Here is an 18,003-nt window from a genome sequence, read left to right as displayed (position 1 = left end):
CCGATGGCGAGCCTTCAGGCTTGCATCACCTTGCGGCTGTGACGTGCAACGACACTTTCCTCATCGGTCGCAATCACGCGCACCTCCACCTTGCTCTCCGACCGACTGATGATTTCGGCGTGGGTGTCGTTGGCGTGTTCTTCAAGCACCACGCCAAGCCAGGTCAATTTTTCGCATATGGCGTTGCGGATAGACGCGGACCGTTCGCCGATGCCGGCGGTGAACACGAGGCATTCAAGACCACCCATCGTGTTTGCAAGCGCCGCGGCCTCTCTCGCGGCGCGAAAGGCGAAAAGCGCCATCGCCTCATGAGCGCGAGGATCATTGCTCGCTTCCAGCGTCCTCATGTCGCCCGAAATACCGGATACGCCGAGCAGTCCCGACTTCTCGTAGAGGATTGTCTGCAGTTCCTCAGCCGCGATGCCTCTTTCCAGCAGGAAGTACAACAGCACGCCGGGATCGATGGCGCCGCACCGCGTGCCCATGACGAGGCCATCCAGCGCCGAAAACCCCATCGTCGTATCGATGCTCTTGCCCTGCTGCAAAGCGCAAAGGCTGGCACCATTGCCGAGATGGGCGACGATGGTGCGTTTCGTCGCAAGAGTTGGCGATATCCCGCTGAGTCGCCCGGCGATGTATTCATAGGAGAGACCGTGAAACCCGTAGCGGCGCAAGCCTTGCCCTTCATACTGGCGCGGAAGGGCGAAGCGCCGCACGAGCGGATCGATCGTCTGGTGGAAAGCGGTGTCGAAACAGCCAACCTGTGGCAAGTCCGGTTGCAAGGCAGCTATCGCGCGGACCGGCGCGAGACTGCGAGGCTGATGCAGCGGAGCAAGCGGCGTCAACCTGTCGATGGCGTCGATGATGTCTGGGGTCAGACGGACAGGTTCGATGAATTCGCTTCCGCCATGCACGACGCGATGGCCGGCGCAGAGCAGGTTTCTTTCGCCAATTTCGCTCTGCACCCAATTCAGCATCTCGCCTATGGCCGCATCACGCGGCTTGTCGGCGGCGAGCTGCCGCTCGCACTGCACCGTTCCGTTGGCCGCTTTTGCGCGGAGTGTGGGTGTGTCGCCCAAGTCCAACGTGCCGCGTGAAACGAGCTGCAGATCCTGCGACGAGGCAATATCGTAAAGCGCGAACTTTATGCTGGACGAACCGGCATTCAGCGCCAGGATCGACCGGCGGGTCATCGGCGCGCCTTTGCCGCGCTTTTGCCGGGCCAGCTCCATTCCTGGATTTCGGGCATGTCTTCGCCGTGCTCGCGGACATAGGCCCTGTGCTTCACCAGCCGGTCGTGGAGTTCGCCCGCAAGCCCTTCGGCCCTTTCGGCCAGTCCCGGCACGCGTTCGATGGCGGCGAGCGCGAGGTGGTAGCGATCGAGTTCATTGAGCACCACCATGTCGAACGGCGTCGTCGTGGTGCCCTCCTCGCGGAAGCCATGCACATGCATGTTGTCATGGTTGGCGCGACGGTAGGTCAGGCGATGAATGAGATAGGGATAGCCGTGATAGGCGAAGATGACAGGCCGTGTCTTCGTGAACAACGCGTCGAAGTCTCCATCGGCAAGGCCGTGCGGGTGCTCCGTGTTCGACTGCAGCGTCATCAGGTCGACAACATTGACGACGCGGATTTTCAGGTCGGGGATTGCGGAGCGCAGAATGTCGGTCGCAGCAAGTGTCTCTAGCGTCGGCACATCGCCGGCGCAGGCCATGACCACATCGGGCTCCTCGCCCTGAGCAACCGTACCGGCCCATTCCCAGATGCCCGCCCCCGCCTTGCAATGCGCTTCGGCTTCTTCAATGGACAGCCATTGCGGTGCCGGCTGCTTGCCGGCGGTAATGACATTGATGCGGTTATAGGTTCTCAGGCAATGATCGGTGATCCACAGCAGGGTGTTGGCGTCCGGCGGAAAATAGAGCCTTACCGTATCGGCCTTCTTGTTGGCGACCAGATCGGCAAAGCCCGGATCCTGATGGCTGAAACCATTGTGGTCCTGCCGCCAGACATGGGAGGTCAAAAGGTAATTGAGCGAGGCGATCGGCTTGCGCCAGGCAAGCTCGCCGGAGGTCTTCAGCCATTTGGCATGCTGGTTGACCATCGAATCGACAATGTGGATGAAGGCTTCATAGCAGGAGAACAGGCCGTGCCGGCCGGTGAGCAGATAGCCTTCGAGCCACCCTTGGCAAAGATGCTCACTGAGCACTTCCATGACACGTCCGTCACGGGAAAGATGGACGTCGTAGGGTTCGATGCGCTGCATCCAGGTCCGATCGGTAACTTCGAACACCTCATCGAGGCGGTTGGATGACGTCTCGTCCGGCCCCATCAGGCGAAAATTCCGCGCCTCGGCATTGAGGCGGAACACCTCGCGAAGATAGCTTCCGCAAATCCGCGTCGCTTCAGCGATAACGCCACCTGGACGCGGCACTTCCAGCCCCAGGCTTTTCCAGTCTGGAAGCACAAGATCGCGCTTCAGCAGTCCGCCATTCGCGTACGGGCTTGCACCCATGCGCTTTGTCCCTGTTGGGGCAAGTGCCGCTAGCTCTGGCAACAGGTGTCCGCTTTCATCGAACAGCTCTTCCGGTTTGTAGCTTCGCATCCAGTTTTCGAGGATCGTGCGGTGGTCCTCATTTCCGCGTGCGTTCGACACCGGCACTTGATGCGAGCGCCAGAAACCCTCAACCTTCTCGCCATCGACCTCCTTGGGACCTGTCCACCCCTTGGGGCTGCGCAGCACGATCATCGGCCATTGCGGGCGTTGACCATGCCATCCCGGAGCCCGTGCCTGCTCCTGAATGGACCGGATGCGATCGAGCACCGTGTCGAGCGTCGCGGCCATCGACTGGTGCATGGAAAGCGGCTCGTGGCCTTCGACGAAGAACGGTTCGTAGCCATAGCCGGCGAAAAGCTTTCGCAATTCCTGGTCGTCCATGCGGCCGAGGATCGTTGGGCTGGCGATCTTGTAGCCGTTGAGATGCAGGATCGGCAGGACGGCGCCGTCCGACATCGGGTTCAGGAACTTGTTGGAATGCCACGCCGCCGCGAGCGGACCGGTCTCGGCTTCGCCGTCACCAACGACGCAGGCAACCACCAGGTCCGGATTGTCGAAGGCCGCACCGAAGGCATGGACCAAGGCATATCCCAGTTCACCGCCCTCATGGATTGAGCCGGGCGTCTCGGGCGCGGCATGGCTTGGCACGCCGCCGGGGAAGGAAAACTGCCGGAACAGTTTCCTGAGGCCGTCTTCGCCCTGCCCGATATCGGGATAGATCTCGCTATAGGTGCCCTCGAGCCAGGTGTTGGCAACCATTGCGGGACCGCCATGGCCCGGGCCGCAGATAAACAGAACATCAAGGTCGCTTTCGCGGATAACGCGGTTCATATGCAGGTAGAGAAAATTCAGCCCCGGCGTCGTGCCCCAATGTCCAAGCAGCCGCGGCTTGACATGTTCGGCCTTCAACGGTTCGCGCAACAGCGGATTGTCGAGCAGGTAGATCTGGCCGACCGAGATATAATTCGCGGCGCGCCAGTAACGGTCCAAGAGGTCGATCCGTTCGTGGCCGATAGCCTGCGGCGTCGCGGCTGCCTTGTCGTTCATCGACATCTCCAGCTTCGGTTCGCTGGTGATAACTGGGGCATCTTTGCGCTTGATCAACCCCCGACTGCCGCCGTCCGGGGCGGCGTCGCGACCCGCGCAGCCAAGAGACCGGACGCTATCCCGGCGGGCACACGGCTCTGTCCGCAGATAGTCGGGAACCTTGAAGTCTTCTGGCGGTTAGAAACTGGAATCGCGAAGGCAGGCTCAAGGCAGGTACCGCGAAGGATCGCCTCGAAGCGTTGCACCAAAGGGGAGCTAAAAGATGCTCGATCTTCCTCGTGCCCGTGATCGAATGGTCAAAATCCATGTCGGCCGGCGCGGCATCCATGACCGTGAGATTCTGCAGGCTATGCGCGAAGTTCCACGCGAGGCCTTCGTCGAACCCGGCTTCGAGGAATTTGCTTATGAAGACACGCCGCTGCCGATCGCCGACGGCCAGACCATATCGCAACCCTACATCGTCGCGTTCATGATCGAGATGGCGGATGTCAAACCGGGTGACCATGTGCTCGAAATTGGCACCGGCTCGGGGTACGCGGCCGCGGTGATGAGCCGGATCGTCGAACAGGTCTACACGATAGAGCGTCATCCCAGTTTGGCCGAAACCGCGAAGCGGCGGTTTGAAAAACTCGGCTACCAAAACATCGAGGTTCGGACAGGCGATGGCACCAAGGGCTGGCCGCAGGCGGCGCCGTTCGATGCCATCGTGGTGACAGCCAGCGGTCCCGGCGCACCGCTCGCCCTTCAGGAGCAACTCGATGTCGGCGGCAGGCTCGTCATTCCGGTCGGCGACGACCCGGATTTGCAACGTCTGCTCAAAGTCACCCGGACAGGCGCCGCAACCTATAGCGAGGAGGATTTCGGTGGTGTGCGCTTCGTCCCTCTGATCGGCGAGCAGGGTTGGTCGGAAAACGGCACGGTCACCGACGTCGGTCGTCCGCTTCGACATCCCCATCCGATCAGCCTGCCTGATATGATCGCGGCCGCGGCCGAACCCCTGCCCGATTTCGACGATCCGGCCTTCGGCGCATTGTTCGATCGGTTCGCCGACCGGCGCATTGTTCTGCTTGGCGAGGCAAGCCATGGCACGTCCGAATTCTACAGGGCGCGCGCGGCAATCACCCGCAGGCTCATCGAACGCCACGGCTTCACCATCGTCGCGGTCGAAGCGGACTGGCCCGACGCGGCGGCGATCGACCGCTACGTTCGCCATCGTCGGCCGCGAACCGGCACTGGTGCGCCATTCCAGCGATTTCCGACGTGGATGTGGCGCAACACCGATGTCGCGGCCTTCACCGACTGGATGCGCCGTCACAACGAGAAGCTAGAGCCTTCGGAGCAAGCAGGGTTCTACGGCCTCGACATCTACAATATGAGCGGTTCCATCGGCGCGGTCCTCGACTATCTCGACCGGGTCGATCCCCAGGCAGCCAAGATCGCGCGCGAACGCTATGGCTGCCTGACGCCCTGGCAACACGAACCGTCCACCTACGGCCGCGCGGTGCTCACCGCCGGCTATCAAAAATGCGAAAAAGCGGTGCTGGAACAATGCCGGGACTTGCTCGCCAAACAGCTCGAATATGCAAAAAGGGACGGCACCGACTTTCTCGATGCCAGTCAGAATGCCCGGCTGATCGCGTCCGCCGAACACTATTACCGGATCATTTACTATGGCGGTGCGGAGTCCTGGAACCTGCGCGACACGCACATGTTCGAAACGTTGGAACATTTGCTGCATGCCGGCGGCCCCAACGCCAAGGCCGTGGTGTGGGCGCACAATTCCCATATCGGCGATGCCCGCTTTACCGAGATGGGCGTCGTCAGGGACGAACTGAACATCGGCCAACTCTGCCGGCAGCGTTTCGGGGATGAGGCAGCGCTGATCGGTATGGGCACGCATTCCGGCACTGTAGCGGCCGCCAGCAACTGGGATGGCAAAATGGAGGTGAAGCAAATTCGCGCGTCGCACGCCGACAGCTACGAACGGCTTTGCCACGATTCCCTTGTGTCGCGGTTCCTGCTCGACCTCGGGCGCGACACAACGCTGCGTGAGCGGTTGCTGGAACGCAGGCTGGAGCGATTTATCGGCGTGATCTACCGGCCGGAAACCGAGCTGGGCAGCCACTATGCGGACGCTTCCCTGCCCCGGCAGTTCGACGCGTTCGTATGGTTCGACAAAACCGCGGCAGTGACGCCGCTTGGCCCGGAGCATGCAAGAACCGGCGTTCCCGACACCTATCCATTCGGGCTTTAGGCGGCGCGCGGCGAACCAATGAAGAAGCCGAGGCGTGGAACCGGAACGAATTATCCGGTCTGCGATTTCAAAACTGCAATCCCCGTCGAAGGAGTTTTCTCATGACCGGAACCAAACATCCGAAATGGAAAAAACCAAGCGATGCCGACTTGGCGAATAATCCTGGTATCGGGACTTCCAAGGGAACGATCAAGGAAGGCGAAGAGTTCGAGCTTGAAGGCGAGAACACGGTCGAAGGTGACGTCGAAAACGACACGACCGCCGCTGGCGGGATCGATCCAAGACAAAAGATGCGGACCAACAAATAGCTGCCCTGCGCGTCGCTGGGATCAACTTCGCCGGAAGGAGTGAACCATGCCACTTGCCCTTAGCAGTGCCGCCTTTGCCGAAGGCGGACAAATTCCCGAAAGATACACACGAGACGGCAAAAACGTATCGCCGCCGCTGAAATGGTCTGGAGTGCCAGATGAAGCAAAGAGCCTCGTTCTCGTCGTTCAGGATCCTGACGCGCCGAGCGGAACGTTTGGTCATTGGGCGGTGTTCAACATCTCCCCGGACACAAGGGAACTTCCCGAGGCCGAAAGCGGCAAGCCGGGTCCGGGCGCACTCAGGCAAGCAACGAACGATTTTGGCAACGCCTACTACGACGGCCCTGAACCACCCGTCGGACATGGCGTTCACCACTACCATTTCCGGTTGGCCGCGCTCGACACGCCGAGCCTCGCCATTCCGGCCAGCGTGGGCATCGAGCGCATCTGGCGGGAGGCGCAGAAACATTCGCTCGAGCAGGCTGAACTCATCGGAACCTACGAACGCAATCCGTAAGTTGATGACCGAGGTGGCATTGCCCTGCTGCTGCGCGGAACGGTTCTCCTCCTCGCCGGTTGTCTGGGAAAGGAGATGCCGCCATGTTTGGAGATATCATGTGGTTGGTCGTCGTTGCCGGCGGCCCATTGCTGCTGATCGTGCTGATGGCCTATGCCGTTATCGCACGTCGTCGGCGTGGACCCGCCGAACGAAGGGAGAGCGACCGAGCGACCGACCGGCTATACCAGGACAAGCGTTGATCCGCATCGGCGAGACCTCCGATTGGCAAGACATCCAATCGGCAAGACATCCAATCGGCAAGACAGGGGATCGTATGCCGCACCGAAGCGACGACGATCCCCAACTACGGTCAGCGCATTATCCTTTGCCGCAACCACGCAAAGAACCTGCCGCTGATGGCTGAGCGGACCCGCGTCGCAGCCCAGCGCGCTTTCATGGTTGAGCCGACGTGGCAATCGCAGACGATGTCGTGCAACTGCCAGTCGTTCAACTCGAAAAAGCGCTTTGCCTCACCATATGTGTCGTCTTTCAAACCCGATGCGCGCAGCACTGGATCTTCGAAGGCAACCGAAATTGCCGTACCCTCGCCCCGCATCATCGCACGTGCTTCAGGGTGCAAATGTTCAGTGGCTGCAAAGGCCCCAAGGCATCGCTCGGGATTACGCTCCAGCAGTTCAGCCCAGCGCTCTACGCGCTGATTTCGTGTCATTGCGGAATAGGCAGCCGACGATTCAATCTTGGCGACGGCATGCAGTTGGTCGAGTGTTTGATGTTTCATGGCCAGCTCCTGTTGAGGCAGCGAAGCGCCCACGCCTTCAAGGGAATTACCGCGCGTTAATGCTTCGACAAGAGCGCCAGGCTGGAGAATTCGACACAACCGGATTGGGCCGGCGGGATCATAAACACGCCGGCTGCGTTCATCGACGGGGCTGCTTGTGACAAGCTACTGATCCGCGACGGGATGCATCCATGTTCATCCAGCCAATCGACTATTTCCTTGCCGTCTGGTTCGCTCTTGCCGCCGCCTCGACGCTTTATGTCGGCTTCGATCAATACCGCAACAATCCCGAACCGGTGGTGATGAAATGGGGTTTCATCCTGGTGACCCTCTATATGGGTCCATTGGGGCTGCTGCTTTATGTGCTTGCAGACAAGGAGCCACGGCCGGGCGAGCATGAAGACTTTACCAGGCCGCTGTGGAAACAGGGGGTCGGTTCGACCATCCACTGCGTTGCCGGCGATGCGACCGGCATCATTCTCGCCGCAGTCATCACGGCAACGCTTGGCTTGCCGATGTGGCTCGACCTCATCGTCGAATATCTGGCGGGCTTTGCCTTCGGCCTGTTCATCTTCCAATCGCTGTTCATGAAATCGATGATGGGCGGCACCTACCGGGAGAACGTGCGCAAGAGCTTCCTGCCCGAGTTCATCTCGATGAATTTCATGATGGCCGGCATGGCACCCGTCATGAGCTTTCTGATGATGGGGCGCGACATGCGCGCCATGGAGCCGAACGAGCTTTTGTTCTGGGGCGTGATGTCGATCGGCGTCATCGCTGGCTTCACGCTCGCCTATCCGGCCAATGTCTGGCTGGTCGCGCGCGGGCTGAAGCACGGATTGATGACGCAGCGCCCGCAGGCGAACGAAACGAGCAGTGGAGAGCCGACCGCCCACCAACAGCATGCTATGCATCACCCCAACGCCGGCGACGGCCGACGAAGCCGCAACACCTCCCATAAGTCCAAACGCAGCGGCCACCAGATGGAGACGGACGCTACCACGCCGCAGATTGCGGCCCTCGGTATTGTGTCGGTGTTGGCGCTGGCGATCGGCATGGCCGCGCCGGCCAACTGGCTGAACCTGACGCTTTCGGCGCGTGACGTCGGCGGCGCGATCATGCCGCAAGGCATGATCATGGGTCGCGACACGCCGGCGGAGGCCATGCGTGACATGGCTGCAACCGATCCGCGTCGCGTTACCTCGTCCTATGCTCTTGCCGCCAAGGGCGACCAGGAACTGCCATTCCGCCTGGAGAACGGCGTCAAGGTGTTCGAGCTCAGACCATCGGTGGTCCGCTGGCAGATCCTGCCCAACGTCGCGGTCGACGCCTATGCCTACAATGGCCAGATTCCCGGTCCGCGCATCCACATTCGCCAGGGCGATAAGGTTCGCATCGACGTCACCAACGACCTGCCCGAAGAAACCACGGTGCATTGGCACGGCATGATTCTGCCGAACCAGATGGATGGGCCTGCCGAGATCACCCAGCCGCCGATCGAACCTGGACAATCCTATTCCTATGCATTCACCGCGACCCAGCACGGGACCTATTTCTATCATCCGCATGCCAAGCCGGACCGCACCCAGGCGCTGGGGCTTTATGGGGCGCTGATCATCGATCCCGCCAATCCTGCCGACGAGGTTCCGGCTGACCACGACTATGTCATCGAACTTCAGGAATGGCTGGTGCGTGATGGGCTGACCTACCCCTCAATGCCAATGGAAGGCGGCATGCCGAACTTCTTCACCATCAACGGTAAGGCCTATCCCGCAACCGACACCATTCCTATGAAGGTGGGCGAGACGCTGAAGGTGCGTTTCATCGGCACCAACAACGGCTTCGTCCATCCAATGCATATCCATGGCGGACCCTTCGAGGTCGTCGCCCGTGACGGAGACGCTTTCTCCCTCGGCACGCTTCCTGGCCGATACCATCAATGTCGGACCGGGACAGCGCTATGACGTCGTGTGGAAGGCGCTGCGTCCCGGCAAGTGGCTCATTCACTGCCACATCCCGCATCACACGACGAACAACAATGTCGAGGAGAAGGGCGGCGGCGGGTTGATGGTCGTCATCGACGTCGGCTAGATCTGCCAACCCCTGTGGATTTACCGATGTTATTCGGAGGCCGCGTTGTTGCGCGCTACTTCTTGATAATGGTTCCGTTGCGCAAGTCGAATGCTTCGGTACCGCGAGCCTGACGGTAGAAATCGTCCTGCAATTCGCCCCACTCGCCGAGAAAGGCGCCGCAATTGCTGCAATGAATTGGCGTCGATTCCTCCGCGTTGTCGGGAATGTCCATTTGGATAGTCCCACAAGCCTTGCAATCGAGTTTGTCGTCCAACCGTCGTCCCATTTCCCAATGATTGCGCATTTTCGGCCATGAGCCAATTGTCGATTTCGTACCAAATCGCTTCAACCGCCGGTGAGTCCTCCAGCCATGGCTCATCGGTCAATCGCGAGAGTCAAAAAGGACGGCCAGCCCCAGTTCCCGTGCCAGCTCGACGATCGTCTCCATCAACTCATCGTCTGTGTCCTGCAAATAAGGCGCGTCCCTGCGAGCGGCCTCTATCGCCGCTTTGACCGAAACAATGTCGCCGTATCGCGCACTTCGAAGCTCCTCTGCCAGAAACGCCTTGGCGGTACCGACAGGTCTTATTGCCCATCTGGCGATGCTCATGCGGCTCCCTCCCATGGTCACCTCTGCTTGATTTTGATCCTGTCCAAGGTGCAGATCAATCGATGGTACGATTCCGTACGAAACCGCCCAACCGGTTGGGAGACAGCCGTGTGACGGACGCCCTGGCCAAGGTTTTCGGCGTCTCTCTGGGGTGAGTTGGGACGAAATCGCCCGGCGGGACCAGCCCCGCGGGAACCATCGCTCAGCATGGGGGTTTCTTCAAAATCTCCTCGAGGATGCAAGGAGCGACCATGCGCATGTTGACGATAGCTCTCGCACTTTCCGGGGCGGTCATCATTCAGCCCGTCTACGCCCAAACTGTTGGCCCGCAGCCTCCCCAGGTGACGCCACCGCAGGGCGAAGTGCAACCGGAGCTGGCGCTGCCAGATCCAGGCTCTGCTGATTTGAATTTCACCGGCGTTGCCATTATCGCCGTCGAGGATTTGCCTGACGAAATCAAGGCGCAGGCGGATGCCGTGATCAATCAAACCAGCGCCGAAGATTTGCTTCGCCTGCAAAACTCAGTCGATGCTTCGCCTCAGGCGACATCGGCTTTGAGGGCGAATGGGCTCAATTCCTCGCAGGTTGTCGCTGCAAACATAGATGGCGATGGCACGCTGACCCTGATCATCCAGACGACGACTTGAGGCGCCGAAGCAACCATTCAACTTTGCCGATCTGCAGGCGATGGGCTTTCTGTCTCGAGGTTGCGCACTTGCCCCGCGATAAAGAAGCTCCCCTTCGTCTATGCGTGGACGGGAGGCTCTTCATTCTCGTCGGGATTGGGCAGCGGGGTCTCGTCCGGGAGCCTTTCCGGTTCGGGTTCCTCGATCGGCTGGGGCTTCCATGTTGGAGGCGGCACGGGCACATCGCGATTTGGGTCTGGCTGTCTTGGCTGTGGCATCTAACTATCTCCGTTCAGTCGGAACAACTCGTGCGCCGTGGCATGGTTCCTGGCAGAATCCAGCCATCGAGATCGTTACGCCCTCAGGGCACGCGCATGTTGGTCCGCCCAGGTGCCGGCCCAAAAGTTTGCAGATCGTTCGGAACCGGTCGGATTTTCGAGCCGTTGTCATCGACAGGGATCAAGGAGAAGCGCGATGAAGGACAAGCAAGGAAATATCGACCATACATTGCCGCAGGTCGCCATCGACGATCAGCAGGTGCGACAACTGGCGGCCACGACCGATTTGCCGTCCAGGCAGGCTCGCGAACTGGTGCGCCGTCACGGCAACGATCCCCGGAAGCTGGAAGAGTTGGCGAAGTCGATCAACGCCACCAATTGAGTTCAGGCCAATGGGCACCACGGCGCATGCCGCTGGCGTCAGATTTCGAGCAAGGCGTAGGGGCGGCCGCTTGGCTTGGTCACATGCATGGCGACGTTGTAGACCTTGGCTCCGCCAGGCGTTTGACCTTCGTAAGAACCGCGATGTGCATGACCGTGCACGACAGCACTAACCTGGAATCGATCGATCGTCTCCGCCAGGCGTGAAGAGCCCAAAAATGGAAATATCTCCGGCGGTTCTCCCGCGACTGTGTCGGCAATCGGCGCATAGTGGAGGATCACCAGCGTGCGCTTCGCCCGCACCTGGCGCATCGCGTTTTCAAGTCGCATTGCCTCGTTCACGCTTTCGGCGACCATCGTCTTGATGGCCGGTTCACCGAATGAGCCGAGCATGCGTGACCCGAAGCCGCCTATGAATCCCTTCACGCCGACAAAACCCACCTCTTCGATTTCGACTGCCTGCCCGTCGAGGAGATGAACATGCGCCTGGCGCAGGATGTTCGTGACGTCTTCCACCGCACCAGACTCGTAGTCATGATTGCCGAGCACCGCCACGACCGGGATCGAGCAGTTGCGCAGATCCTCGGCCAGCATCTCCGCTTCACGAGGCTTGCCGAGATTGGTCAGATCTCCCGTGAGAACGAGAATGTCCGCTTCGCTCGAAATTTCGCCGAAGAGGTTTCGATACGAGGTTTGCGCATCTTCCCGCACATGGAGATCCCCGACCGCGGCAACTTTGAGCGCGCGTGCGCCGTCCTTGGGCCCGCTGCTCTTGACGGGATCAGCCATCACGGAATTCTCCCACACCACCGACGCCGGCGAAGCCCCATTCCTTGACGTCGATTTCGTAATCGGTTTGCGAAAGCAGCCGCCCACGGCAGATCTTCATCCTTGGAGACGGCAACTGCCGTTGCTTGGCGAGGCGGTCGAGCAATTCATCGAGCAGCCACGCCGGGATATGATCGCGCTCGCTCGGATAGATCCATCTGAAATTGATAAGCTGCATCAACAGAACCTCCCAATGAACCTCCAGATAAGAAAGCAGCCGGTGCCAATCGATCTGATCGCCCGCCTTGAGAATCGTATGAGCGATATCGGCGCCATCGTGTCGCCCTCTGTCCTGGATAAAGCATTTGGACCAGATGAGTTCGGTCGGGCCGATGATCCGCACCCTGCTGCCCAACAGCTCTGTTTGGCGGGCGTGTTCCAGCCACAGGTCGCCAACAGGCACCGTGCCGTTGGCCGAGCCGAATATGACGTCGAAGAAATGCGTGCCCTTGAACACCTTGCCGAGCCACCGGTCATCCTCGATTTCGACGGCATATCCAAGCTGCTTGAAATGGGCGAGGATCCGCGCGTAATCGCCTGCCTTGCAGAAAATATCGAGGTCCTTGGTCTGGCGGGTGACACCCGTATAAGCGCTTACCGCGTAAGTCCCGGCGACCAGAAAGGGTATGTCGGTGGCGGTAAGCTCGCGGATTGCTTCCGTGTAAAATACCTCCGCCTCGGCATTTTTGAGCGTCGGCGCCGCTTTTGCATCTATCTTGGGAAGCGAGACCAGAACGTTTTCAGGCAATGGACCATTGGTCATGAAACGATGACTCCGAATCCGGCAACCGGTAGTCGCCCGCTGTGGTAACAACGTGAACCTCGCCTGGTTCCGCTACCAGGCGACCAGCCAAGGTTCATTCTCGTCACGCACTGGAAATTTCGGGATCGCGCCTGCCGATCCAAACCGCCAACGTCCTCGTCGGCAGCGCAATGTCGCCTCGAGATCGGCCCATGCCACCGCCAATGTCCCATTGGCCCAAATTTGAAACACCAGGTGGGTGATCGATCTCGATTGTTTTAGAGTTTATTGGGCTTACCCAATCGGCCCACAAAGCTGAAGCCGAGGCGCTTGACTTAGACGCAACCGATTGGCGTGCGCTAAGCCATCATCAGGATCCATCAAGCCATGACACCCTCGCCTCCCTTTCTCGGCTTTCCCGATCGCCTGACAGATGGTCACATGCCCCGCGCAGTGATCTTCGGAGCCGGTCACGGCAGCACTTATCCCGGCAAGGACAGCCGCGGCCATGCCTTGGCGGCGGATGCCATCCGAACTGCGAGCCAGGACGATGCCGCGCTCGTCGAGCACTGGGATTTCGATCTCGGTGGCCCGCTGTTCGACGGCAAGCCGGCCTCTTGCATCGACGTCGGCGATATCTTGACCACCATGCATGACAATGCCGGCAACAGGGTCAGGATCGAGGCAAAGACGCGCGAAATCCTGGTATTGCCGGCCGTGCCGATCCTGATCGGCGGCGACTGTTCCATGACCATTCCCTTCCTCTCCGGCTTTGCGGAGCACGGGCCGGTCTGGGTCCTGCAGATTGACGCCCATATCGACTGGCGCGACGAGGTGCATGGCGAACGCTACGGCTATTCGAGCCCGATGCGCAGGGCGAGCGAGATGCCGCATGTCGGAGGCATGGTGCAAGTCGGCCTGCGCAGCGTCGGCAGCGCACGCATCACCGAGATCGAAGCGGCACGGCGCTATGGCAGCCGCTTCGTGACCGCCCGCGAGGTTCACGCTCAGGGCGTCGAAGCCGCGCTCCGGCATATTCCGGAAGGCGCGCGGGTTGTCGTCACCCTCGACTGCGACAGCCTTGATCCAAGCATCATGCCGGGCGTGGCGGCGCGTACACCCGGCGGCCTCACCTACATGGAGGTGATCGACCTGATCGCCGGCCTCGGCAGACGGGCCCGGATCGCAGGGTTCGACCTTGTCGAGTTCTATCCTCCGGCTGACATTGACGACCTGTCAGCGCTGACCGCCGCGCGCCTTCTCGTCAATGTGGTCGGCACCGTCGTCCGGCAGGTTTGACGTCAAAATCCTGCTCTCCGCCGCAGACCTGCCCAAAAGCGCGTGAGCGAGCTTGCGGTTGAAATGCCCTTTTCCACACCTGGGTATTCGATCCTGCCTTGTCCGACCGGCTCGTCGCTCCAGACCAAGTTGAAAGCAATGCCCTTGAGCCCAAGCTCCCCGATCCGGCGTACGATCGTCTCCTGCAGATAGATATCGGATATTCGCACCCCGTCCGCACGCTCGGGCAGCTTGAATATCTCGGTACCGCCGATTGCGTCCGCTCGAAGGACGAGGCTTTCGATCACCATTATGCCGCCATCGTCAAAGCGAACGATCTTTGAACGTTCCTCGTCCAGCGCATCGATCACGGTGGTGACATTGCAGAGCGATATTGGCTCGTCAGCACGAAGCGGCAGGAATTCACCGTACGGTTCGAGGGTTGGCCGAAGCAACTTCAACGCCCTCGCCGCAGGATGAGCACATGCTCGCCAAGCCATGGAAAATCTGAATATTGCCGGAACGTACCGTCGTCGTGTTCGCGCAGGATCTCCATCCCGGGCGGATGCCATTGTGTCTGCTTCCGGCCGCAGAGCGTCGAAAACAGCTGGTAGTCGTCCGCCTGTCGAGGAAGGACCCATTCCTGTCCTTCGACCACACTCAGGACATAGATATTCATCCGATCCCCCGCACATCATTGCCTTGGTAGACTCGGCCTGCTGCGCGGCTCTTCGCGCGCGTTCTCACCGCTGGTCCGCGACAGCCGTTTGCGGCACCGGCGGCAATTCGGGTGCATCCATCCCCTTGAAAGGGTCACGCCAGGCGTCGATGTCTTCAAGCCGACGGTACCAGCGGCTGACAGAGGAATAATCGTCGAGCGGCAATCTGGCGGCATCGTTGAACGGCAGAAAGGTCGCCATTCGAAAATCGGCATAGGAAACCGAATTCCCGACCAGCCACTGCCGCTCGGCAAGCACGGCGTCGAGTATTGCCGCGGCCGTATGGAATTGGTTTAGGCCCTCCTCCACCCGCTTCTGATCGATCGGGCCGATGCCGTACCGCTGTTTGGTCCCACGTTCGAAATGCACCGTGTCGCAAGCGAGTGCGAAGTGCTCCTTGCCCCAGCTGAGCCAACGGATCATCTCGGGTTCGTCATCGCCGGTGCGCCAGAAATCCGAATGCGCGTCGCGCGAGAGCCTGCAGGCTATGGCGTCTGCCTCCCAGAGGCTCTTTCCCTCATCATCCACAAGGATGGGCAGTGAGAGATTGGGATTTAACGGCCGATATTTCTCCGCCTGCCCCGGAGCGAAGGGCGAGGCGAATTCAAATTCGACTTTCGCGTCGAGATGGAGTGCCGCCGCGACCGCCAATCGAGGATTGGGATTGCGGCTGAAATACAGCTTCATAGGGCACCGACGGTCTGAGCGACCACCACGCAATGGTCGATCATGGGCTTATGCAGCTTCGAAGTCAGGCCGTGCGCCCATGTATCCTGACGGACTGGGCTCGCCTTTCATCATCGTTTTTCGCCAAGCTTCCTGTTCGGCATTTATCAGAGCCAATTCCCAAACACAGGCAATAACAGGTCGCTTTACCGTATCCATCGGTACGGTAGCGAAATACAGCTTCCGATAGATGTGCTGACAAAGCACCGAACCTTGTATCCACCAGTGAACTAAGATGGACACGCCGAGCTCACCCGGATGAATGATCACAAAGCCCATGCCATTGTCGCCACCCTCGTCCACCACACGCGGCAGAACCTCCTGTCGCACGATTGACTGCGCCAGAGTCGCCAGGGGGCCGTCGACCTTCTTGTTGTCTGCGACGAGGCCATAGACTTTGAGCTTGAGACCCTCAATGTCCCATTCGCCCAAATTCGAAACACCACGTGGATGGTAGATCTCGATTGTTTCAGAAGTCACGGGGCTCACTCCAATCGGCTGTTGGCGCATACCGCGGCAGCAGCCGTATCTGATAGCTCATCACGCGCCTTGCACCCGGCGCGATCAGCATCAGGCCTGGTTTGTCGACAAAATCACCATCGAAATCCACCGGGCTTGCAAGGCCGTGCCAGGGTTCGATGCAAAGGAATGGCGCGCCGCCCGGCTTTGACCAGACGCCCAACTCCCGAACCCCTTGCCAGGACATCTCCAGAGCCGGGCCACGCTCGGCGGCATAACGCACGCTGGAGCTGGCGGGCTGGTCCATGATCACCGCGTCCTCGTCGAACAACCGCTCAGAGAGCGGGAGTATGTTGCCTTCGACAGGCGTCGGCTGTGGCGTTTTCAGCAGCAGTCCGTCCTTAAGGCGGCGGATCGGCGCCGGCTCATCATCGGCAAAGATCAGCCGGTAATCCGTCTTGGCCAAATCCGGCTGCAAGGGCCAATTGAATGCCGGGTGCGCCCCGATCGATGCCGGCAGGAGCTCATCACCGGTGTTGGTGACGTCGAAAGTCACATCAAGCTGCTGGCGGACCAGCGTATAGGTCACTTCAAGCCGAAAGGCGAACGGATAGCGCGCCCAGGTGTCGGCGTCGTCAGTGAGCACCAGCGTGCAGGATCTCGCCCCCTTCTGCGTCCAGGCAAACGGCTTGTCGCGCCCAAACCCGTGCTGCGTCATTGGATAGGTCCGGCCGCGATGGCGCAGATGATCGCCCGCCAGCCGCCCCACGATCGGGAACAGCACCGGCGAGTGCCGCCGCCATTCTGGCCCCGCCTGCCACAGGAATTCAAATCCGTGCGCGTCTTGCAGCGAAATCAGTTCGGCACCCTGCGCGACGATGGTCGCCGAGATGCCGTCGCCATGAAGCGTTTGGCTGTCCTGTGCCACATTTCCTCGCGGGTCGTTGTTGAAGGCCGGCGCGGTCGGCAGACTAGCAAAAGCTCTTGGGGACTCAAGGTGTAGCCTGGTTCTGCAGGAACGAATTGTGGCCGGAGGATCTCCCTCCGGCCACCTCTCCGCATCAAGAGCAATAACCCTCGCTCTTGCCCACAGCGAATAGTCGTTATTCGCGTTCGCCGGTAAAATTCAGCAGCAGCTGGAAGATGTTGATGAAGTTCAGATAGAGCGAGAAGGCGCCGAAGACGGCAAGTTTCTGGCGCGATTCCGCGTCGAAATTCTCGGCATACTGTTCTTTGATCGTCTGCGTATCCCAGGCGGTCAGGCCGATGAACACGGCGATGCCGATCACCGAGATGGCGAACTGCAGCGCGGTCGAGCCGAGGAAGATGTTGACGATGCTGGCGATCACCACGCCGATCAGGCCCATGATCAGGAACGACGAGAACTGGGTCAGGTCGCGCTTTGTCGTGTAGCCGTAGAGACTGGTGGCGCCGAACATGGTGGCGGCGATGAAGAAGGTGCGCGCGATGCTGGTTCCGGTGAAGACCAAGAACACGGAGGCGAGCGACAGGCCCATGACCGCGCAGAAGGCCCAGAACATCGCCTGGGCACTCGCCGCCGACATGGTCTGCATTTTGAACGAGAACAACATGACGAAGGCGAGCGGTGCCAGCATCACCACCCATTTCAGCGGGCTGGAGAAGATCGGCACGTAGAGCGCCGGCGTCGATGAGATCATGAAGGCGACGAGACCGGTGACCACAAGGCCGACGCCCATGTAGTTGTAGACGCGCAGCATATGCTGGCGCAGGCCCTCGTCGAAGATGGCTCCGGTTTGGGCGCCGGCGCCGACGCGATATCCCAGATTGGGGGTGTTCATTT

General features: G+C 60.2%; 20 protein-coding genes and 1 pseudogene. 8 read left to right on the top strand and 13 right to left on the bottom strand.

Features of this window, described 5'->3' with window-relative positions; all coding sequences use genetic code 11:
• Positions 1 to 14 precede the first annotated feature (14 nt).
• Together NKH95_RS20840 and NKH95_RS20835 are read right to left on the bottom strand one after the other, a co-directional pair.
• The gene (locus NKH95_RS20840; protein WP_023811995.1) at positions 15 to 1,193 is read right to left on the bottom strand and encodes an acetate/propionate family kinase; all 1,179 of its coding nucleotides are present in this window, start codon (positions 1,191 to 1,193) and stop codon (positions 15 to 17) included.
• Positions 1,190 to 3,601 (bottom strand): phosphoketolase family protein, encoded by a 2,412-nt coding sequence (locus tag NKH95_RS20835; RefSeq protein ID WP_023811996.1) that lies wholly within the window; start codon positions 3,599 to 3,601, stop codon positions 1,190 to 1,192. The genes NKH95_RS20840 and NKH95_RS20835 overlap by 4 nt, the downstream gene beginning before the upstream one ends.
• A 262-nt stretch (positions 3,602 to 3,863) precedes the next feature.
• On the opposite strand from NKH95_RS20835, the gene NKH95_RS20830 reads away from it, so the two are divergent.
• From NKH95_RS20830 to NKH95_RS20815, 4 genes are all read left to right on the top strand, one after another.
• Positions 3,864 to 5,855, top strand: coding sequence for a protein-L-isoaspartate(D-aspartate) O-methyltransferase (locus tag NKH95_RS20830; RefSeq protein WP_352892814.1), 1,992 nt, complete (start codon positions 3,864 to 3,866; stop codon positions 5,853 to 5,855).
• 101 nt (positions 5,856 to 5,956) lie between these two features.
• Positions 5,957 to 6,163 (top strand): hypothetical protein, encoded by a 207-nt coding sequence (locus tag NKH95_RS20825; protein WP_013531530.1) that lies wholly within the window; start codon positions 5,957 to 5,959, stop codon positions 6,161 to 6,163.
• A gap of 46 nt (positions 6,164 to 6,209) precedes the next feature.
• Complete coding sequence (locus tag NKH95_RS20820) at positions 6,210 to 6,680, top strand: YbhB/YbcL family Raf kinase inhibitor-like protein (protein WP_127294495.1); 471 nt, start codon at positions 6,210 to 6,212, stop codon at positions 6,678 to 6,680.
• An 83-nt stretch (positions 6,681 to 6,763) separates the two neighbouring features.
• The gene (locus NKH95_RS20815; protein WP_128304463.1) at positions 6,764 to 6,922 is read left to right on the top strand and encodes a hypothetical protein; all 159 of its coding nucleotides are present in this window, start codon (positions 6,764 to 6,766) and stop codon (positions 6,920 to 6,922) included.
• Between the two features lie 110 nt (positions 6,923 to 7,032).
• On the opposite strand, the gene NKH95_RS20810 is transcribed toward NKH95_RS20815, so the two are convergent.
• A complete protein-coding gene (locus NKH95_RS20810) occupies positions 7,033 to 7,461 on the bottom strand; it encodes a hypothetical protein (RefSeq protein ID WP_352892813.1) in 429 nt (142 codons plus the stop codon).
• A 191-nt stretch (positions 7,462 to 7,652) separates the two neighbouring features.
• Between NKH95_RS20810 and NKH95_RS20805 the strand changes: the two are divergent.
• Positions 7,653 to 9,552 (top strand): annotated as a pseudogene (locus tag NKH95_RS20805) (multicopper oxidase domain-containing protein).
• A gap of 55 nt (positions 9,553 to 9,607) precedes the next feature.
• Here NKH95_RS20805 and NKH95_RS20800 read toward each other — a convergent pair.
• Together NKH95_RS20800 and NKH95_RS20795 are read right to left on the bottom strand one after the other, a co-directional pair.
• Positions 9,608 to 9,766, bottom strand: coding sequence for a hypothetical protein (locus NKH95_RS20800; RefSeq protein WP_023812002.1), 159 nt, complete (start codon positions 9,764 to 9,766; stop codon positions 9,608 to 9,610).
• Positions 9,767 to 9,916: 150 nt separating this feature from the next.
• Positions 9,917 to 10,144 (bottom strand): hypothetical protein, encoded by a 228-nt coding sequence (locus tag NKH95_RS20795; RefSeq protein ID WP_023812003.1) that lies wholly within the window; start codon positions 10,142 to 10,144, stop codon positions 9,917 to 9,919.
• Between the two features lie 251 nt (positions 10,145 to 10,395).
• On the opposite strand from NKH95_RS20795, the gene NKH95_RS20790 reads away from it, so the two are divergent.
• Positions 10,396 to 10,791 carry a hypothetical protein gene (locus tag NKH95_RS20790; protein ID WP_023812004.1) on the top strand — a complete coding sequence of 132 codons (396 nt, stop codon included), beginning with the start codon at positions 10,396 to 10,398 and terminating at the stop codon, positions 10,789 to 10,791.
• 453 nt (positions 10,792 to 11,244) lie between these two features.
• Complete coding sequence (locus NKH95_RS20785) at positions 11,245 to 11,430, top strand: hypothetical protein (RefSeq protein WP_023812005.1); 186 nt, start codon at positions 11,245 to 11,247, stop codon at positions 11,428 to 11,430.
• A 38-nt stretch (positions 11,431 to 11,468) separates the two neighbouring features.
• Here the strand turns inward: NKH95_RS20785 and NKH95_RS20780 are convergent, their stop codons facing one another.
• Both NKH95_RS20780 and NKH95_RS20775 read right to left on the bottom strand, forming a co-directional pair.
• Positions 11,469 to 12,218 carry a metallophosphoesterase family protein gene (locus NKH95_RS20780; RefSeq protein WP_023812006.1) on the bottom strand — a complete coding sequence of 250 codons (750 nt, stop codon included), beginning with the start codon at positions 12,216 to 12,218 and terminating at the stop codon, positions 11,469 to 11,471.
• Positions 12,211 to 13,020, bottom strand: a complete 810-nt coding sequence (locus NKH95_RS20775; RefSeq protein WP_023812007.1) for a nucleotidyltransferase family protein — start codon at positions 13,018 to 13,020, stop codon at positions 12,211 to 12,213. The genes NKH95_RS20780 and NKH95_RS20775 overlap by 8 nt, the downstream gene beginning before the upstream one ends.
• A gap of 366 nt (positions 13,021 to 13,386) precedes the next feature.
• Between NKH95_RS20775 and NKH95_RS20770 the strand changes: the two genes are divergently transcribed.
• The gene (locus tag NKH95_RS20770; RefSeq protein ID WP_352721409.1) at positions 13,387 to 14,298 is read left to right on the top strand and encodes an agmatinase; all 912 of its coding nucleotides are present in this window, start codon (positions 13,387 to 13,389) and stop codon (positions 14,296 to 14,298) included.
• A 2-nt stretch (positions 14,299 to 14,300) separates the two neighbouring features.
• Here NKH95_RS20770 and NKH95_RS20765 read toward each other — a convergent pair whose 3' ends face one another.
• The 6 genes from NKH95_RS20765 to NKH95_RS20740 form a co-directional block, all read right to left on the bottom strand.
• Positions 14,301 to 14,738 (bottom strand): imm11 family protein, encoded by a 438-nt coding sequence (locus tag NKH95_RS20765; protein ID WP_352892811.1) that lies wholly within the window; start codon positions 14,736 to 14,738, stop codon positions 14,301 to 14,303.
• Positions 14,735 to 14,956 (bottom strand): hypothetical protein, encoded by a 222-nt coding sequence (locus tag NKH95_RS20760; RefSeq protein WP_352892810.1) that lies wholly within the window; start codon positions 14,954 to 14,956, stop codon positions 14,735 to 14,737. Before NKH95_RS20760 ends, NKH95_RS20765 begins: the two co-directional genes overlap by 4 nt.
• Before the next feature lie 64 nt (positions 14,957 to 15,020).
• Entirely contained in the window at positions 15,021 to 15,683 is a 663-nt protein-coding gene (locus tag NKH95_RS20755; RefSeq protein WP_352721405.1) for a glutathione S-transferase family protein, read from the bottom strand.
• Positions 15,684 to 15,731: 48 nt separating this feature from the next.
• A complete protein-coding gene (locus tag NKH95_RS20750) occupies positions 15,732 to 16,202 on the bottom strand; it encodes a hypothetical protein (RefSeq protein WP_352892809.1) in 471 nt (156 codons plus the stop codon).
• Positions 16,192 to 17,109 carry an aldose 1-epimerase family protein gene (locus tag NKH95_RS20745; protein ID WP_352775136.1) on the bottom strand — a complete coding sequence of 306 codons (918 nt, stop codon included), beginning with the start codon at positions 17,107 to 17,109 and terminating at the stop codon, positions 16,192 to 16,194. The genes NKH95_RS20750 and NKH95_RS20745 overlap by 11 nt, the downstream gene beginning before the upstream one ends.
• A gap of 175 nt (positions 17,110 to 17,284) precedes the next feature.
• The gene (locus tag NKH95_RS20740; protein ID WP_023812012.1) at positions 17,285 to 18,001 is read right to left on the bottom strand and encodes a Bax inhibitor-1/YccA family protein; all 717 of its coding nucleotides are present in this window, start codon (positions 17,999 to 18,001) and stop codon (positions 17,285 to 17,287) included.
• Positions 18,002 to 18,003: the final 2 nt, after the last annotated feature.

It is taken from the genome of Mesorhizobium sp. M0848, from assembly GCF_040319805.1.
Lineage (GTDB): Bacteria > Pseudomonadota > Alphaproteobacteria > Rhizobiales > Rhizobiaceae > Mesorhizobium.
The sequence above is the reverse complement of the archived record's forward strand: the minus strand, read 5'-3'. Positions and strand labels throughout refer to the sequence as shown.

Coding starts and splice junctions, on each gene's coding strand:
- NKH95_RS20740 (WP_023812012.1), bottom strand. CDS start 18,001: ATGAACACCCCCAATCTGGGATATCGCGTCGGCGCCGGCGCCCAAACC.
- NKH95_RS20770 (WP_352721409.1), top strand. CDS start 13,387: ATGACACCCTCGCCTCCCTTTCTCGGCTTTCCCGATCGCCTGACAGAT.
- NKH95_RS20785 (WP_023812005.1), top strand. CDS start 11,245: ATGAAGGACAAGCAAGGAAATATCGACCATACATTGCCGCAGGTCGCC.
- NKH95_RS20840 (WP_023811995.1), bottom strand. CDS start 1,193: ATGACCCGCCGGTCGATCCTGGCGCTGAATGCCGGTTCGTCCAGCATA.
- NKH95_RS20780 (WP_023812006.1), bottom strand. CDS start 12,218: ATGGCTGATCCCGTCAAGAGCAGCGGGCCCAAGGACGGCGCACGCGCG.
- NKH95_RS20760 (WP_352892810.1), bottom strand. CDS start 14,956: ATGAATATCTATGTCCTGAGTGTGGTCGAAGGACAGGAATGGGTCCTT.
- NKH95_RS20800 (WP_023812002.1), bottom strand. CDS start 9,766: ATGGACATTCCCGACAACGCGGAGGAATCGACGCCAATTCATTGCAGC.
- NKH95_RS20830 (WP_352892814.1), top strand. CDS start 3,864: ATGCTCGATCTTCCTCGTGCCCGTGATCGAATGGTCAAAATCCATGTC.
- NKH95_RS20825 (WP_013531530.1), top strand. CDS start 5,957: ATGACCGGAACCAAACATCCGAAATGGAAAAAACCAAGCGATGCCGAC.
- NKH95_RS20755 (WP_352721405.1), bottom strand. CDS start 15,683: ATGAAGCTGTATTTCAGCCGCAATCCCAATCCTCGATTGGCGGTCGCG.
- NKH95_RS20820 (WP_127294495.1), top strand. CDS start 6,210: ATGCCACTTGCCCTTAGCAGTGCCGCCTTTGCCGAAGGCGGACAAATT.
- NKH95_RS20810 (WP_352892813.1), bottom strand. CDS start 7,461: ATGAAACATCAAACACTCGACCAACTGCATGCCGTCGCCAAGATTGAA.
- NKH95_RS20835 (WP_023811996.1), bottom strand. CDS start 3,601: ATGAACGACAAGGCAGCCGCGACGCCGCAGGCTATCGGCCACGAACGG.
- NKH95_RS20795 (WP_023812003.1), bottom strand. CDS start 10,144: ATGAGCATCGCCAGATGGGCAATAAGACCTGTCGGTACCGCCAAGGCG.
- NKH95_RS20790 (WP_023812004.1), top strand. CDS start 10,396: ATGCGCATGTTGACGATAGCTCTCGCACTTTCCGGGGCGGTCATCATT.
- NKH95_RS20815 (WP_128304463.1), top strand. CDS start 6,764: ATGTTTGGAGATATCATGTGGTTGGTCGTCGTTGCCGGCGGCCCATTG.
- NKH95_RS20775 (WP_023812007.1), bottom strand. CDS start 13,020: ATGACCAATGGTCCATTGCCTGAAAACGTTCTGGTCTCGCTTCCCAAG.